This is a genomic window from Gemmatimonadota bacterium, from assembly GCA_026706845.1.
Taxonomy (GTDB): domain Bacteria; phylum Latescibacterota; class UBA2968; order UBA2968; family UBA2968; genus VXRD01.
On record JAPOXY010000234.1, the window covers coordinates 1 to 17,578 of the forward strand.

A 17,578-nucleotide genomic window follows, 5' to 3' on the forward strand; every position below is an offset into this window, starting at 1 on the left:
CATGTTATTGGTAACAATGAGACCGGGATTTTTGTCATAGCATTCAAAACCGAAATAAATTTTTTCATTATCATAAATAATTTTCACAACCGTCCGTTCAGTAACCGGCATCCAGTATTTCGGATCGCGTTGCACAAAGCCCTCTGCGGCCTGCGCCTGCTGCCAGACCGCATCGTCTAACCGCCTGTCAATGCGCGGTGCCGCTGCAACCCGCGTCGCATGCACCACCCTGCGCGGTGATCCTGCAAGCGTGCCATCATCGGCCTGAATCCGATCCCCTGATTTTACCGGCGAACCATTTTCCTCAACCACGCGTGCAACCGCCACATTGGGCAATACTTTGATCACCTGCAAAACTGCACCATCATCGCCTGCAACCCGCAATTTGCCATCCAGATCAGCCGAAAGCCCTTCCACATAGGCGAGATCCCCCACCACCTGTTGCACAGTACCCTGTGCATATACATGATCGGGAATTGCAATTGTTATCAGTGCGAAAAATAATATCCAAAAACGCATAAACACCTCCTGATCCAATGTCCAAAAACAAACTCTCGAAATACGGGGGATTTCTAATCGTCCCGTGAGGATTCTGGTCCTGTATCCGTAGAATCGGGTGCAACTTCACCTGTTTGCAACTGTTTATGCCATATAGCCTTCAGAGATTGACGCTCGGCTTCTTCGGGATCATAAGGAACTGTAGTGAGATCCGTCAGAACAGGTTGCAAATCGCCAGTTGTAAAAACCGTCTTCTTAAATGTATTGCGATGTTGCAATTCGGCCTGATCGTCATAATGGGGAGACTCGGTATTTTCGCTATTGCCATAAGCCAGCGCACTCCACGACTGCACCGGCTGAACCAGCGAAACCACCATCCCAAAAGCCGATCCGCCTTCGATAAGCATCGTCCCATCTGCTTCTATTCGCGTCATTGTCTGATGCAAGGCCTCTGTGCCAGAAGGGGCACCGCTCATCGGAAAAGTGCGATCTCCCCGCTTCAAATAATGCACCTGCCCCCAGGGCACATCCAATCGTCCATAAGTCGTGATCATATATGCGACTGCCTGTTGCAACGCCTCCAATGCGACCTTTTCCCGAACAATAATATCGCGCTTTTGCGGAGCCTGTGCGAGCAACGGATCGAATCGCATCTTCCAAATCGAAAACAAAAGCGTGCCAACACTCTCTAAACTCGCCCGATTATCCCATGATCTGAGAATTTGAACAGCCTTGCCAATCTCCCAGTTGGGATCGTATAGCACGGGCCAGGCGCGGTTATAAGCGCGGTAAATCAGCCCCTTAGACTCCTCTGCGTCAACGAGATAATCATCTCGAAGCAAAGCCTGCATATCGCCAACCGCAATATTCTGATGCGTGAGCAACCAGTTCACAATCCGCTGTGCGCGATAATTGGGTCTCCCCCACCCCAAAAACGGTGGGAAATCGTCCCTTTTAAGACCGCTATCAATCGCAACCACATCTGGCGAGACATTGCAATTCTGCAAAGAGCCAGAAGTGGGATTATGCACCTGCGGCAATTGAGAAAATGCAATCATACCTCTCCACTCTGTCTCAGGCATCCAGCCCGGCACGGGCGCGCGCCAATCGAAATCTTCTGATCGCACGGGACAGCGACCATTAAACACGTAAAAAATCTCGCCCATCACATCGCCGTATATCACATTAAAAACCGGTAGCTCCAAATGCGAAAGCGCCTGCTGAAACGCGCCCAGTGACACCGCGCGATTCATCGCCAATAACTGACCCATTGCATCCACGCGATCAGCCACACTCGTACGCGCAGCATAAGCCCAGTTGCCAATCGTCTTATAGACTGGACCGTGATCGGTATAGAAAAATTCGCGTTCAACTTCCCGCATCCCCTCCTCGGTATGAATTTTCACGCGCCGCGACACCACGCGCCTTTTCTCATCTCCATAAAAATAGCGTCTGGGATTGATGGGATCCAGACGCTCTTCGTACAAATCAAAAACATCAGTATCATTGGTGGTAATTGACCAGGCAATGTGGTCATTATGACCGGCAAAAATAACCGGCAAACCAAAAAATGTCGTCCCCATCACATTCAAACCCGCATTGCTGACCAGATGCGCTTCGCAAAGCTGAAAAGGCGTTGTATATGGCAATTGCACATCCATCGCCAGCACGGGTGCGCCGCTGCCAGAACGAGACGGTCCTGCAACCCACAGATTGGACCCCGGCAATTTGGGAACCGATGTCGTCAATCCCACACGAGCCAATTCGGACTCACCGGTCTGCTCGGCAAACAAGAACAAAATCCACTGTACAAGAGCCACGACATCTACCGCCCGCACATCCTGCACCCACTGCGGCAATACCTGCCGATGAATTTCAATATAGTGGTTGATGCCCTCAACAAAAGCCGCGATATATTGCCGCGTCTCCTCAGAAATATCCCCATACCGTTCACCCGCGACACTGTGAATGCGCCATCGCAAAGCCATTTCATCTAATTTTAAGGCCGAAGTGCCTTCGACTTCGGCCAAACGCCCTCTGGCCTGGCGAAAACTCTTCAACATCTGCAGGAGATGGTCTTCTGCCTGTGCATAGCCAAAACCAAACGCGACATCCTCATCTGTGCGCCCATAAATATGGGGTACGCCATAAGCATCGCGCAAAATACGCGCCTTACCTTCTGGAGGTGAAAATAGAGAATCCCCCAGTTTTGCGACCAGCGTATCGACCGGGACTTCAGCCAGCAAAACTGCAAGACTGTCCCGATTAATCACACCCTCTTGCGCCCCACTTTGAGCGGCAAAAGCAATGGGAAATAGAAAGATGACGAATAGACGAATAAACGAATAGACGAACCCCGCCCAACCACCCAGAGTTATTGCAAACTCCGTCGTTGATTCGCTGATTCGTTGATTCGTTGATTCGTTGATTCGCTCCATCCCCTACTCCCTGAACAAATGATCTTCAATGGGCAATGCCATGGCAATGCCATTGGTCGCAGAAATAAGCCCCGCCTCCATAATTTCCTGTGCATTGCGCGACAAATCCGCGCAAGTCACAAAACCGGGCGATGCACCAGATTGAATACAATGAATAAAATATTCGGAGGCATTATTTTCTCCTTCGGGCAATGCATCTGGCGCAATTGTTTTGCCGTCTTTACTACCGCGCGTGTACAAAACAACATCGTTTCCCGCAATAATCGTCCCTTCCGTCCCGTGCAACATCAAATCGTGCGGCGGCTTGTGCGGCACAGCTTCCGTCCATGTCATCTCCAGCCGGCACAGAGCGTTTGGATAGCGCAAAATCATCATCCCATTGTCATCCACGGGCAAATGTGTTTTCAATAGCCGCCCCGCCATTCCCACCACGTGATTTGGACGCCCCAAAAACAACACGCACAAACTCGCGCCATATCCCCCGTAATCGTTAAAAGCACCTGCGCCATTGAGATGGCTATCAAATAGGAAGTCGCAAAAATGTTCGGAACACCCCAACTCATCCGGTCCACAATGTCCACCGCGCCACAGCAGTTGCCACACCTGGCCGATTGCGCCTTCTTGCACCAGGCGATAAGCCGTGCGGATGCCGCGATTCCACGCCGTTGGCCAATTGACCATCAACACCGTCCCCGCCTTTCGAGCAGCCGTCAACATGCGATCTGCTTGTTCTAAGGTCGCTGCCATTGGTTTTTCAACCATCACATGAATCCCGCGCGGCGCACACAATTCCACCACATCGGCGTGATGTGCTGTCGGAGTAAATACAAATACTGCATCCGGCTCCTCATTGTCCAGCAACGCTTCAAAATCATCATATACCAGCTCACAACCCGTTGCCTCGACAAATTGTTCTCTCAGTTCTGCATTGCCATCTGCACCAGCCACCAGCACGGCGTTATCCAGCGCTTTGAGCGCGCGCAAATTTGACCACACGTGATCGTGCGCCAGCCCCAATGCGGCCACTTTTACTCTTTCTGTCATAAGCCCCTCCTCAAATATTCTGAACCGGGATGTACAGGATTTTTGGGTATTCCAGGATAAAACAGATGTGGTTCCAATGATACAGCACAGCACAACATGAGTAAAGAGGAAAAAGGCAATGTATAAAACAAAAAGCCCGGGTGAACTTCTGGAAAAGTTTTTCCGGGCTTTATTTTTTTATCAGATAGCGTAGCGAGTTCTCACTTTTTCTTTCTCGCGTCTTTAATCACCAAATCACCGTCTGCCACCTCCACCTCAATTTGCGCGCCGTCAGAGATATCGCCACTGATCAACGCGCGCCCAATGCGCGTCTCCAATTCGTGCTGTAAGAATCGTTTTAGGGGACGTACACCAAACACTGGATCAAAACCTTTTCGGGCGATAAATACCTTTGTATCCTTTGTCAGTGTGAGGCCAATCTGCCTGTCAGACAATCGGTTACGCAAATCCACAATAAGCAGATCCACAATTTTGGTGATTTCGGACAACAACAGCGGCTTGAACAGCACAACATCATCTATACGATTGAGAAATTCGGGTCTGAACTGCTGTCTCAATTCCGCCATCACCGCATCGCGTGCAGAGTCGCGGATTTCGCCATCGCCGGTCACACCCTCGAGCAAATACGGCGAACCCATATTTGATGTCATAATTACCACCGTATTCTTAAAATCCACGACATGCCCCTGTGCATCTGTCAAGCGGCCGTCATCGAGCAACTGAAGCAAAATATTGAAAACATCGCTGTGAGCCTTTTCAATCTCGTCGAACAAAATCACCGAATACGGTTTGCGGCGCACCGCTTCCGTCAACTGCCCGCCTTCATCATAACCGATATAACCCGGGGGCGCGCCGATCAACCGCGACACCGCGTGCTTTTCCATATACTCACTCATATCAATGCGAATCATACTGTCTTCGCTATCAAAAAGTGCCTCTGATAGCGTGCGTGCGAGTTCGGTCTTGCCAACGCCAGATGGACCTAAGAAAATGAACGACCCGATGGGACGGCGCGGATCCTTGATCCCTGCACGCGCCCGAATCACCGCATCGGCCACCAGAGAAACCGCCTCATCCTGTCCGACGACGCGCTCGTGCAAAATATCGTCCAATCGCAGCAGCTTCTCGCGCTCTCCCTCGACCAATCGCGTCACCGGAATACCCGTCCACCGAGAGGCTATCTCGGCGATTTCCTCCTCAGTCACCTCCTCGCGCAACAACCGATTATCCATCGTTTGAGAATCTTCAGCGTTTTTGAGTTGCCGTTCCAAATCGGGCAATATGCCATGTTTTAACTCTGCGGCGCGGTTGAGATCGTATTGCCGCTCAGCCTCTTCGATCTTGCGTTTTGTCTGCTCAATCTTCGCTCGCAAAGTTCGCACCCCATCCAGTTCCCGCTTTTCATTCTCCCACTGCACGCGCATCGCATCTGCCTGATCCTTTAAATCGGACAACTCTTTCTGAAGTGTCTGCAACCGCTCCCGACTTGACTTGTCCTTTTCCTTTTTCAACGCGGCTTCCTCGATCTCGAACTGCATCACGCGACGGGTTACAGCATCCAGTTCCGAAGGCATGGAGTCGATCTCTGTCCGCACCATTGCACACGCCTCATCCACCAGATCAATCGCCTTATCGGGCAAAAAACGATCTGAAATATATCGATCTGACAATACCACGGCATTGACCAGTGCATTATCCTGAATCCCCACCCCGTGGTGAATCTCAAATCGCTCGCGCAAACCCCGCAGAATCGAAATAGAGTCTTCAGCAGATGGCGCATCGACCATCACGGGTTGGAAGCGTCGCTCAAGAGCAGCGTCTTTTTCGAGATACTGGCGGTGTTCGTCGAGCGTTGTCGCACCAATACAGTGCAATTCGCCCCGCGCCAGCATTGGTTTGAGCATATTCCCCGCGTCCGTAGATCCCTCCGTCTTACCCGCGCCCACAATCGTATGGACCTCGTCGATAAATAACAAAATATGGCCGTCGCTCTGTTTGATCTCATTCAAAACAGCTTTCAAACGCTCTTCAAATTCGCCCCGATATTTCGCGCCGGCCATCAACGCGCCCATATCCAGTGAAAAAATCGACCGATCTTTGAGCCACTCGGGCACATCGCCCCGCACAATCCGCTGCGCCAGACCCTCGATAATCGCGGTCTTTCCCACACCGGGGTCGCCGATCAGTACGGGATTGTTTTTTGTCTTGCGCGACAAAATGCGAATCACGCGACGGATTTCTTCATCGCGCCCAATCACGGGATCTAATTTGCCCGCGCGCGCCTCGGCTACCAGATCAATACCGTATTTTTCAAGTGCCTCATAAGCCATCTCTGGGTTGGCACTCGTCACACTCTGATTGCCGCGAATCTGCGTCAAAACAGACAAAAAATTATCCCGCGTAATATTAAACTGTTTCAGAATGCGCCCCGCCGGGGTCTTATCGCCCTCGCCGATCAGGGCCAGCAACAGATGCTCTACTGAGACATATTCATCCTTCAGCCTTTCAGCTTCGTCCTGAGCGGATAGAAACAGTTTCTGAAAACGCTGCGTCACATAAATTTTGTCCTGTTCAACACCCGGACCAGAAACTTTCGGCAGCCGCGTCAATTCCTTTTCAAGCTCCGATTTTAGAGCATCGCCATCCACTTGCATGCGCACGAGTATGCGAGGCACTAAGCCAGCCTCTTGCGCGACCAAAGCAGCAAGCAGGTGTTCCCCGTCCACCTCCTGATGTCCATATCGCAGTGCTATAGCTTGTGCTTGTTGCACGGCCTCCTGCGATTTCTGTGTCAATTTGTTCCTATCCATTTTGTCGACCCTTTATCAGTCAGTTATCCGTTTCCCTGCCCCGCCTAAAGACAAAAGGCGAGAAGCGAGAAGTCTATCCACTCTCGCGCCTCGCCTCTTAACTTCATACTTCTCACTTCTTACGACACAGCGACTTCAATCTGCCGAGGTTTTGCTGCTTCGGACTTGGGCAACGTCAAAGTCAAAATCCCATCCTTGTAATTCGCAGCGATTTTATCGGCCTGTACTTCTGTGCCGAGCTTAAAGGCGCGCTTAAATTTCCCATAGGAACGTTCACGGCGGAAGAACTGCTTATCCTTCTGCTCGTCTTCGTGCTTCCGCTCGCCTTCAATTGTGAGCACATTATCTTCGAGTGTCACCTTGATATCATCCTTGTTCAGCCCGGGCAATTCGGCGTGAGCGGTAAATTCATGATCCGATTCCACTACATCCACGCGGGGATGCCAGCCCGTGCCGTGCCAGGTGTCCAGGTCGCCCCAGAACTTGCTCACCATGTTGTCGATTTCGCGCTGAATCGCGAAAGACTCTCGGGGTTGCCAACGAATAAGTGCCATCTTACTACCTCCTGTTATTTGGTTGTTGGTTGCTTGTTCGTCTCGCCCTATTTTTATTGCAATCCCCGTGCCACAAATTTCTATTTTAGAAAAATTTGAATAACATATTGTAAATAAACATTTTAAATTTTTTTGGTGTTCTGCACCATCTCTCGGCCTGATGATATGGCATAGACAAGCACCCATTTTTGGCATATCATGTCAAATTGCCAGTGTTCAATTGTCAGTCCAAAGTATTATTTAAAAAAAGAAAAAGCCCCTGAACCGAGGGGTACAGGGGCGAAAAAATAGAAAGCGTGACCGGTCATTTGCCAAAAAGTGTGACCACTAGTCCGATGACCGCACAGGCAGATATAATCAATGTGACGAGTAATTGCCGAAGGGATGAAAAACTACTGTCCATCTTATTCGACAAGTCCCTAATCGCTTGTGTCAATTCGCTGCGTGTGTTATCTACTTCGCTCAAGAGACATTCCCGTCATTGACCAAACACATTGACAAGCAGCCCGACAACCGCGCATGCGGCAATGATCATGGCGACAAAACAAGACCATTGCCACTTTTGGGCATTGCCAAAATCTTGTCGCAATCTGTCAATAGCGTATCTCAAATCTGAAATCGCTTGTGTCAATTCGCTACGTGTGTTATCTACTTCTGTTTCAACCCGTTGTTGCCGGTGAGAAAATTGGTCAAACTGACCCTTTAATTCCGCTTGTGTCTCTTCAACGACGGTTGCCATTTTTGTATCCTTTTTCAACAGATGGATTCATCCATTTTAATATTATAGCGAGTTATGGTCATATTGTCCAGCCTCTATTTTTTAAGTACAAAATTCAAGGGAAAAAACAATGCGATCAACCATCGCCTTCACAATTGTATTTTTATGGGCCTGTGCTTGTTCTGCCAATGACCCGGTACAAACGCTGACCTATTGCGACAATCTTTCGGGATGGTCCAGTGGCTTACAATTGTCTAAAGACGCGCCAGAGGGTCGCTTTGCCGTCGCTGCTTCTCTGCCTGCAGGGCGGACGGGATTCTTTACCTACAATTTTTTCAGCACAGGCCAGGACATTTCCCAAAGACACAGCTTGAGCTTCTGGTGGAAAGTAGAAGGCAATGGTCTGAGGGACCTCAAAATCAAAGTTCGCAACTATCCCCTGGTCGGTGGCTGGGAAGCCGTATATACGATCTGGGAAGGACAAACACCGCCTCAGGGGTGGCAACTTGCAGTTATAGAACTGGCAAAACCTCAATACGATAACTGGGGAAGAGAACCCGATTACAACCAGCGATATATCATATTTAGAACCGAAACCAGTCAAAATTCAAATGCGCGCCTGTTCATCGATCATATTGCAACCGTCGATCAGACCTTTTCCTGGCAAGTTGACGCGCCAGTACATGAAAAAAGCTCCATTGACCATCTCGATTTCGATGGCAACGGAGCCGTTGGTTTTACTGATTTTCTACTCTTCGCCCAAAAATTCGGAGCAACGCAGACCGATGCGGGATATGATCCCATCTACGACCTCGATTCTGACGGACAAATCGGTTTTGGAGATTTTCTCACTTTCGCTGCTGGATTTGGATCTGACGGCACGCAGTGGTACATACCCATCACATTTGAAAATCACACCATACAACCCCTGGGCATTGCGGTGGGAACCGCAACACAGATCCTGTTGACCCAGACCATTCAGGCGGGAACAACCCGGATCCGCGTGCCAATTCCTCGTGAGATTCTCGTTTCACGCGACCCCACCGACACACATCCTATCCCAATTTGGGCGCAAGTTGCAGATTTTATCCAAACGCGGAGCAATTGGATATCCTACCTCCCCCAGCGTATTCCCGCACGCACCTGGACACAATTTGTAGCGGCCAAAGAGAATGGCACAGAACCCATTTTGCCCGACTTTTCATACGCGGGCTATCACTACTTTGACAAGCCCATTCCCGATATCCAGGGCGACGTATTCGACGTCACAGCTTATGGCGCTATCCCCAACGATGGCCTTTCCGATCAGGGAGCCATCGTGCGCGCCATTGCCGCAGCCGAGCAAAACAACGGCGGCATCGTCTTCTTCCCATCCGGCGAATTTCTCGTCAACACCAGCAGGGACAACAACCAGTCCATCTACATCCGCAACAGCAATATCATCCTCAGGGGAAGCGGTAGCCGAAGCGGAGGCACAATTATCCGGCAGGTGAACTACATGCCGCCACTCAATCCCGAACAACTGTGGACATCGCCCTATATGTTCATTTTCCAACCTCGCAACACCAGCGATAGATCCCTGACCTCCATTACGGAAAGTGCCGATCGAGAAACCTTCTATATCACAGTAGCCGACGCCTCCAGACTCGTTCCCGGTCAATGGATAACGCTATATATGAACAGCACTGCAGCCATCTCGGAATTTCTCGCGCCCTACTCGGCAGAATCTATCTGGACCACCATGCTGACCAATGGTATCCAGGTGCGCGAAAAACACAGCATAGCTGAAATACAGGGCAATCGAATTCGCCTCAATGAACCCCTGCACACCGATGTCAACCACACGCATAATTGGACCGTACGCGAATATCAGCACCTCGAGGAAATCGGCGTTGAAGACATCAGCTTTCACGGCACCTGGCTGGATGATTTTGTCCACCACAAAGACGCTATTCACGATGGTGGCTGGAGTTTGCTCCGGCTCACCCGATGTGTCAATTCCTGGATACGGCGCACATCCTTCATCAATTGCAATCGCGCCCTTCGCATAAGTTTGGGTTCTGCCGTATCTGTGTACCACGTCACACAAGGGGGCAATCTGGGCCATTCTTCTATTGCCAGCGATGGCGGTTATGGCGTATGGGTCGGGCTGTCAGAAGATCTCGCAGGCCACTGGCATGGACCGGGCACGAACAGTCGCTCTGCTGGAACCGTGTACTGGCGTTATGACATGCGTTCAGATCAACGCATTGACGCCCATGGTGCTCAACCTTATGCCAGCCTACTCGACCGCGTCAATGGCGGTATCCTGTATGGCAGCGGCGCGTCCCTCGCCAATTACCCCAATCACCTCAAGCACTATGTACTCTGGAATTTCAAACATCGAGGCATTCTGAGATACTACGATTTTTGGCGACCGGGCAACGCGCGCGACCGTTTCGTGCAACCCATTATCGTTGGCTTACACGGTGATCCCGCCACGTTTAATGAAAGCACCCTCCAGGTAATCGAATCCAACGGCAGCCCTGTTGAACCAGAATCGCTCTTCGAAGCCCAACTCGAATCGCGCCTCCAAACCCTACCCCCCTGGCTCAACGACCTCCGCGCAGAATGGAAAACGTTTCGCAACACCCCGCTGCCAAATTTCCCAGCACCGAATTTTTAAGCGCCTTCCTTCCTGAAATATCCCCTCTGCCGCATCAACATGCGATAGAGATCGGGATTTTTCTCAAACGCCTCGCGTCCGTGCAGCCAGAAATGGTTGTTGAGCACCACGAGATGATCGGGCGGCAAAGGCACCAAAACCACCCCCTGCGACGCTTCCATAGAATCGGAAAGATCGCGCAAATATCGGCCCTGCTCAATGGTCTCGGGATAGACAAACTGATCGATAAAACACACACACGCTTTACCGTCCCGTTCGTAGAACGTCGTTTTTTCAACCCTAACGGGATAATTCTTACTCGGCGGCGATTGATAGGTCAGGGGAAAAGAGGCCAGCTGATGGCCGGCAAAGTACTCTAACGCCTCCCAATCATCCAGATGCAACAGCCGCGACTCCCCCCCTACCGCATCGTGCTCTGCCATCTTCATCATCAAAATCCAGTCTGTGCGCTCGCGGACATACGTCCCATCGGTATGGAGCGTGAACAGACGATATGCCTGACGCAAATACGAATCGCTATTATCCGTATCCTTCACCTCGAAACAGGCGTAATAATTCCCCGTCATATCGTCAAAATTGGGAATCCCGATCGCATGTGAAACAGCCGTGCCAAAAGCAACGCGCTGATCCATCGTCTCAAACCCACCTTTAGCCGCAATGGTGAAACCCCCTGTTGCGCGATCTCTAACGATCGCATTGATATGCTCGAAAAAATCGCCACCAACGATATTTTGCAGACAATCGGCGGCGATCAATCTCAGATATGGCACATAAGTCAATCGCTGTTCCGAAAGGTCTTCGACCTCGCGCACAAATGCCGCTGCGGCATCGGCATCAATTGTAATATGGTTCAGCCGGTGATGGTCGGGATGTTGTTTAACCGTGTAGTTCAAAATCAGCCCCTCATGTTCCAAGATTAGACTTGTTCATAAACGTCCGCATTGCCCGCGCTGGATGTCTTTGTTTATACGCGCTGAACACATCGGGAAAATCGCCAATCACAGTACGCGCCCGTTCCAATGCCAGTGCGACGACCTCGCGGGGCGGGTCGCTCAGAGGATTTTTCTCATCGGCATCCACATTCAAATCGTAAACCGTAGCCTCGGGCGACCTTGTCCCCACATCCATGTGTACGCTGTAGCGATCATCCCGCACATTAAAGTTCGTTGCCCAACCCGTTGTGATGTAATCTCGAGCTGGTTCACACGCACCCGTCACACATGCCCAGGCATCTGCCCCATCCATCTCTTCATAGTCAACGTCCAGCATATTGAGAATCGTCGGCGTAATATCCTGATTCTGCGTCCAGATATCCGTTTCTTGCCCGCGCGGCCCACCCGGATGGCGAACAATCCAATTGATCTGCGTATTAAATGGAAATAGCGCGTTACCGCCCTTGCCAAATCGTCCCCTATCCATCAATTGCGTGCCGTGATCGGATACGAACATCACCACCGTATCGTCCCGCAGATTCAATCGGTCAATCGTTTCCAGCAAATGCCCAATCCAGCGATCTACAAATGTGACATAGCCCATATACAATGCTTTTGTGCGCTCGATTTCCGCATCTGTCGCATCGCCAAGGGGCAAGACGCTATGATGGATATAATCCTTCACCGAGGGATCAGAAAAATAAGCATCGGCATACTGCCTTGGCGGATCCCATAACTCGTGTGGACTAAAGCTATCAATCCAAAGGAAAAACGGCTTGTTGCCTCTATTGTCCTCCACCCATTGCGATGCCTCGCGGAACACCTGGGCAGCGAGATAATTTTCTTCGCCCTCCTGCCGATCCAGCATATTGAGCAAATACTGAACAATCACCGCATGTTTCCTGGGGTCTGCATCCCCATCCCGTACATGCGCTGCCAGATCGATCCGCGACAGCGGTCCCGTGCGATATCCATCTTGTTCCTGTCCGCGAACAAAGCGCCACGACAAAAAACCTCGCGTGAAATTCTGCGTCGGCTTAAACATGTGATAGGTATCCGCGACCAGGCCCGTAACAAAACCCGCATCGTGCAGGCGTTCCGCAAGCGTATCCTGATCTGGCGGAATAGGATGCCAGCCAGAGCCTGCTGGCTGAAGCCCTTCATTTGGTGTATCGAACCGCCAGGGAAAGGACGGGATACCCGTAAACACACACCGTCGAAAAGGAATCGTCGGCAATCCCTCTGCAAAACAGCGATTAAAAATCAGGCCGTCAGAAGCCAACTGATCCAAATGAGGCGTTCTCACATGGCTCAACTTTTTGCCCGCTCCAACAATATCTGCTCGAAACGTATCGCAACAGATTACGACCATATTCATAAAATTCTCCTTTTGTGATTCCTGTATTGATCTGACCTATCCTATCCCATTATGATAATCTGCGAGTGCCAGCCTGTCAATATCAGCGGCATATTTCATTTTCAGGTTGACAAAAAATATAGAATATGTGAGATTTCTCCCCACCAAGAGTAGAGGCGCGTTCCGTCATCAGTAATCTGGCACCAGAAAGCGGATCTATAGACCAGATGAAAGGGTCGGGATGCCGAAGCCAAATGTTCCACCGCAGGGCATTTGGCTGGGTCAGCAGATAATATCTGCTGAACTGTCACGGGAAATAATCCCGTGGGGCGCTCTCTTGTAGGCTGTTCCTGCTATATGCAGTCGGCGTGCTTCTACTCTGGCAACCGACTGTTTTTTTGTTCAGATCCGCAGAAAGGAAAAACCGATGTCCAGGCTCAAAGTTGGGGTTCTCGGCGCAACCGGCATGGTCGGACAACGCTTTGTCACATTGCTCGCCGATCATCCCTGGTATGAAGTCACCACCGTTGCCGCCAGCCCGCGCTCTGCAGGGAAAACCTATCGAGAAGCTGTGAAAGGCCGATGGACGCAATGCGATATTGCCATTTCCGCAACAGTATCCGACCTCGTCGTGCAGGACGTGCGCGAAATTGATGCAATCGCATCACAGGTCGATTTCGTCTGCTGCGCGCTCGACATGGAAAAAGAAGAGATTTACAAACTCGAAGAAGCTTATGCAAAAGCTGAAACGCCGGTGATATCCAATAATTCGGCGCACCGCTGGACCCCCGACGTGCCCATTCTTATGCCAGAAATCAATCCAGAGCACGCCGAAATCATTCCGGAGCAGCGCAAACGTCTGGGTACCCAACGCGGTTTTATTGCCGTAAAGCCCAATTGCTCCATTCAGCCTTATGTGCCGGCTTTTCACGCATTGTCAGAATTTGGGCCTTCCAGCGCCTCTATATGCACTTATCAGGCCATTTCCGGTGCGGGTAAAACCTTTGAAACATGGCCAGAAATGATAGACAATATCATCCCCTATATCGGCGGAGAAGAAGACAAAAGCGAAAACGAGCCCCACAAAATCTGGGGCAAAATCGTCAAAGATGAAATTGTGCCCAGCCGCAGTCCGATCATTTCTGCCCAATGCGTTCGGGTTCCCGTCACAGATGGACACATGGCAGCCGTATCTGTATCCTTTGACAAAAAACCCACGGCTGAGGACATCTTCTCACGATGGCAAGACTTCGAAGGAGACCGCAGAGCTACAGGACTGCCCTCCTCGCCCAAAACATTTCTCGCGTACATCGAAGGCGATGACCGCCCGCAGACGCGCTTAGACCGCGATGCAGAAAATGGCATGGGCATTACACTCGGTCGCCTGCGCGAAGACAATCTCTTCGATTACAAATTCATCGCCCTCAGTCACAATACAGTACGCGGTGCAGCAGGCGGTGCTGTCCTGATGGCCGAACTCTTGACCCAGGAGGGGTATATCTAAAACTACGTCACGGCATTTTGTGTTCGTCCCTCCAAAAATGCGATTACATTCTCCACTGCGCCGCTATTGAGCAGATCGACACCTTCTGGCGTCATATCTGCACAATGCGGCGTAAGCACCACATGTTCACACGCAAAAAGGGGATAATCGGATGGTGTCGGTTCTTCCTCATACACATCGATACCCGCTCCGCCGATATGCCCACTGTTTAACGCATCGGTCAGTGCATCCGTATCAACTACCGCACCGCGTGCCCCATTTAGCAATAGCGCACCTGTTTTCATCTTTTCCAACTCAGCCTCACCGATCATCTCCCTGGTATCATCTGTCAACGCCACGTGCAAACTGACTACATCAGAAGTTTCGAGCAGTTCGTCTAACTCGACAAATTGCACGCCGAGTTTTTCCGCCCGTTCAGATGACGGATGAAATGTCCACGCAATCACCTCCATCCCAATCGCCCGGGCGAGTCGCGCCATCTCTGCGCCAATATTGCCTGCGCCAATAATCCCCAGAGTCTTGCCCTGCAGCATCACATTATCCCGCCGAGGCCAGCCTCCCTTTTTCATCTCTATGGTTAAATACGCAGCGCGTTTTGCAACGGCGAACATCAGTCCAAACATGTGCTCTGCCACAACCGGCGCTGTTCTGCCCGGCTGGTTGCATATCACAATCCCACGCTTTTTTGCGGCCTCCAGATCGAACATATCTGTGCCAATAGAACACGTCGCAATCATTTTCAACTTCGGCAATTGGCTAAACTCTTGCTCGCCCCACGTCACAGCACCGCGCGTGTTCATAATCACATCGGCTTCCCTTACTCGCTCGATCTTTTCCTTTACTGACGCGGGTCGCGTATCGTAAAGCGCCACATCGCCATAACTTGCCAATCGCTCGAGATGAGGTGATCCCGCAATCTGTACCGGCTCATCGCCGGGCACCACAATCTGCACATAATTCTCTACTGCCATAGTTACTCCTTTCAGAAACATTGCTTCCCCAAACATCCTTTGGTATATTCATAGCCTTCTAAGGCACATAATGCAAACCATTTCGCCCAAGGAGTGCCAATGCCTCTGGCAAAATACCAGCGCATCGGACATCACAAAACCGTCGAATCATTCAAAGCACATGTCAACGACCTCGGAATCGACCTTCCCTGCGATGACGAAATTCTCAAAGCACCAGAATCTCCGCTTGCCCAAACGAGCGAGTGTCAGGGCTTTCGCATTGGCAATCGCTTTTGCATCCATCCCATGGAGGGTTGGGATGGCGAAATTGATGGCAATCCTTCGGAATATACCCTCCGGAGATGGCACAACTTTGGCCTTAGTGGCGCAAAATTAATATGGGGCGGGGAAGCCGTTGCCGTGCGCCATGAAGGACGCGCAAACCCCAATCAACTCTTTGCAGCCGAACATACCAAAGTTGGTTTGGGCAAACTCCGCGAAGAACTCTTATCAGCACACCGAGAACACATCGGCAGCCCCGATGACCTCCTCATCGGCCTTCAACTGACCCACTCGGGGCGTTTTTGCAGACCCAATGACAAAATCAAACTCGAACCCCGCATAGTGTATCGCCATCCGATTCTCGACCGCAAATTTGGCATTGACTCGGACGATCCCGTGCTCTCCGATAGCGAAATCAAAAGCCTGATTGACGACTATCGCAGTGCCGCGCGCATGGCGTATGACCTCGGATATCAGTTCGTCGATGTCAAACACTGCCACGGTTATATCGGTCACGAGTTTTTGAGTGCCTTTACCCGCCCGGGACCGTATGGTGGCTCATTTGAGAACCGAACCCGATTCCTTCGCGAAATCGTCGCGGGCATTCGCAGCGATTGTCCTGGTCTCAAAATAGGTGTGCGCCTCAGCGCATTCGATTTTGTGCCTTTTTACCCCGACCCCGAACAATCCGAAGGCAAAAAACTCGGACCCGGCATTCCCGAAGATTTTTCCGAATGCCTGCCCTATAAATACGGCTTTGGCATTGATGCAGACAATCCCATCGCCGCAAATATCGCCGAAGCCTGTCGTTTCCTCGAATTGCTGCGCGAACTCGATATTGTGCTCGTCAATCTCTCAGCAGGCAGTCCTTACTACAATCCCCACATTCAGCGGCCTGCTTATTTCCCCCCCTCCGATGGCTATCAACCCCCCGAAGACCCCCTCGTGGGCGTTGCCCGTCAAGTTGGCATTACCGCGCAAATCAAAAAACAATTTTCCGATTTGCTCATCGTCGGTACCGCCTATTCCTACCTCCAGGAATTTCTGCCCCACGTTGCTCAGGCACTTGTGCGCGAGGAAAAGGTAGATTTTATCGGTCTGGGGCGCATGGTACTGTCTTATCCCGACTTACCCGTAGATGTACTCCAAAAGGGCGAAGCGTCCAAACGCAAACTCTGTCGAACCTTCAGCGACTGCACCACAGCCCCCCGAAATGGCATGATATCGGGCTGCTTCCCACTGGATACCTACTACAAAAAATCCCCCGAAGGCACTGCCCTCAGGGAACTCAAAAAATCGATTCAATTGTGACACATCATTTATTGGTCTGTGGACTGGCCCTTAACACAAAGACTTCTTCCAGATTGTGGAAATTTACGCCCGGTGCCAGAATAATCTCTCTAAACAGACCCTGTGCTTCATCCCCTACTTCAATGACCTGCCCCACGTAAAGTCCTTTTGGAAAGAGTTTGCCCAAACCAGATGATACGATCAAATCTCCAACTTTAATATCCCCTCGCAGCGACACATTTTTTAAATAGAAAGTACCATCTTCAAAAGATACAATGCCATTTATGCGGCTGTGTCGCTGCACCACAGCACTGACCCGACAGTTGTGATCTATAAGCAACTGCACAATAGCAGTATAACCGTGTACTTCCACGATACGCCCTACCAACCCATCCGCAGTCACAACAGGCATACGGGCTTGTACGCCTTCATCTGTACCGGCATCGATCAATATCGTATTTGCAATTCGCGCGGGATTGCGTGCAATCACCCGTGCAGCGATATAAGATTTTTCAGCCGCCTGCTGCGACTTGAAA

General features: G+C 50.9%; 13 protein-coding genes and 1 riboswitch. Of the genes, 3 read left to right on the forward strand and 10 right to left on the reverse strand.

From position 1 onward, the window contains the following. The 6 genes from OXG87_20790 to OXG87_20815 all read right to left on the reverse strand — a co-directional run. Positions 1-519: hypothetical protein (locus tag OXG87_20790; GenBank protein ID MCY3871992.1), on the reverse strand; the 519-nt coding region annotated here is incomplete at its 3' end. Between the two features lie 53 nt (positions 520-572). Next, positions 573-2,936 (reverse strand): penicillin acylase family protein, encoded by a 2,364-nt coding sequence (locus tag OXG87_20795; protein ID MCY3871993.1) that lies wholly within the window; start codon positions 2,934-2,936, stop codon positions 573-575. 3 nt (positions 2,937-2,939) lie between these two features. Continuing rightward, positions 2,940-3,980 (reverse strand): Gfo/Idh/MocA family oxidoreductase, encoded by a 1,041-nt coding sequence (locus OXG87_20800; GenBank protein ID MCY3871994.1) that lies wholly within the window; start codon positions 3,978-3,980, stop codon positions 2,940-2,942. Positions 3,981-4,180: 200 nt separating this feature from the next. Further along, positions 4,181-6,790 (reverse strand): ATP-dependent chaperone ClpB, encoded by a 2,610-nt coding sequence (gene clpB, locus OXG87_20805; protein MCY3871995.1) that lies wholly within the window; start codon positions 6,788-6,790, stop codon positions 4,181-4,183. A gap of 119 nt (positions 6,791-6,909) precedes the next feature. Continuing rightward, positions 6,910-7,344 (reverse strand): Hsp20/alpha crystallin family protein, encoded by a 435-nt coding sequence (locus OXG87_20810; GenBank protein ID MCY3871996.1) that lies wholly within the window; start codon positions 7,342-7,344, stop codon positions 6,910-6,912. 478 nt (positions 7,345-7,822) lie between these two features. Continuing rightward, complete coding sequence (locus OXG87_20815; protein MCY3871997.1) at positions 7,823-8,083, reverse strand: hypothetical protein; 261 nt, start codon at positions 8,081-8,083, stop codon at positions 7,823-7,825. A 109-nt stretch (positions 8,084-8,192) separates the two neighbouring features. Here OXG87_20815 and OXG87_20820 point away from each other — a divergent pair, with 109 nt between their 5' ends. Then, a complete protein-coding gene (locus OXG87_20820) occupies positions 8,193-10,727 on the forward strand; it encodes a DUF4955 domain-containing protein (protein MCY3871998.1) in 2,535 nt (844 codons plus the stop codon). Here the strand turns inward: OXG87_20820 and glaH are convergent. Together glaH and OXG87_20830 are read right to left on the reverse strand one after the other, a co-directional pair. Beyond that, complete coding sequence (glaH, locus tag OXG87_20825) at positions 10,724-11,620, reverse strand: glutarate dioxygenase GlaH (protein ID MCY3871999.1); 897 nt, start codon at positions 11,618-11,620, stop codon at positions 10,724-10,726. The two genes, OXG87_20820 and glaH, sit on opposite strands and share 4 nt — an antisense overlap. 10 nt (positions 11,621-11,630) lie before the next feature. Further along, entirely contained in the window at positions 11,631-13,037 is a 1,407-nt protein-coding gene (locus OXG87_20830) for a sulfatase (GenBank protein ID MCY3872000.1), read from the reverse strand. A gap of 142 nt (positions 13,038-13,179) precedes the next feature. Further along, positions 13,180-13,358, forward strand: a riboswitch (Lysine riboswitch). Between the two features lie 85 nt (positions 13,359-13,443). Between OXG87_20830 and asd the strand changes: the two genes are divergently transcribed. Next, complete coding sequence (asd, locus tag OXG87_20835; GenBank protein MCY3872001.1) at positions 13,444-14,520, forward strand: aspartate-semialdehyde dehydrogenase; 1,077 nt, start codon at positions 13,444-13,446, stop codon at positions 14,518-14,520. Positions 14,521-14,522: 2 nt separating this feature from the next. Here asd and OXG87_20840 read toward each other — a convergent pair whose 3' ends face one another. Continuing rightward, on the reverse strand, positions 14,523-15,491 hold the full coding sequence (locus OXG87_20840; protein MCY3872002.1) for an NAD(P)-binding domain-containing protein: 969 nt from the start codon (positions 15,489-15,491) through the stop codon (positions 14,523-14,525). A 99-nt stretch (positions 15,492-15,590) separates the two neighbouring features. Between OXG87_20840 and OXG87_20845 the strand changes: the two genes are divergently transcribed. Further along, on the forward strand, positions 15,591-17,063 hold the full coding sequence (locus tag OXG87_20845) for an NADH:flavin oxidoreductase (protein ID MCY3872003.1): 1,473 nt from the start codon (positions 15,591-15,593) through the stop codon (positions 17,061-17,063). A gap of 4 nt (positions 17,064-17,067) precedes the next feature. Here the strand turns inward: OXG87_20845 and mreC are convergent. Continuing rightward, positions 17,068-17,578, reverse strand: a 511-nt coding sequence (mreC, locus tag OXG87_20850; GenBank protein ID MCY3872004.1) for a rod shape-determining protein MreC, incomplete at its 5' end; no start/stop codon positions are given.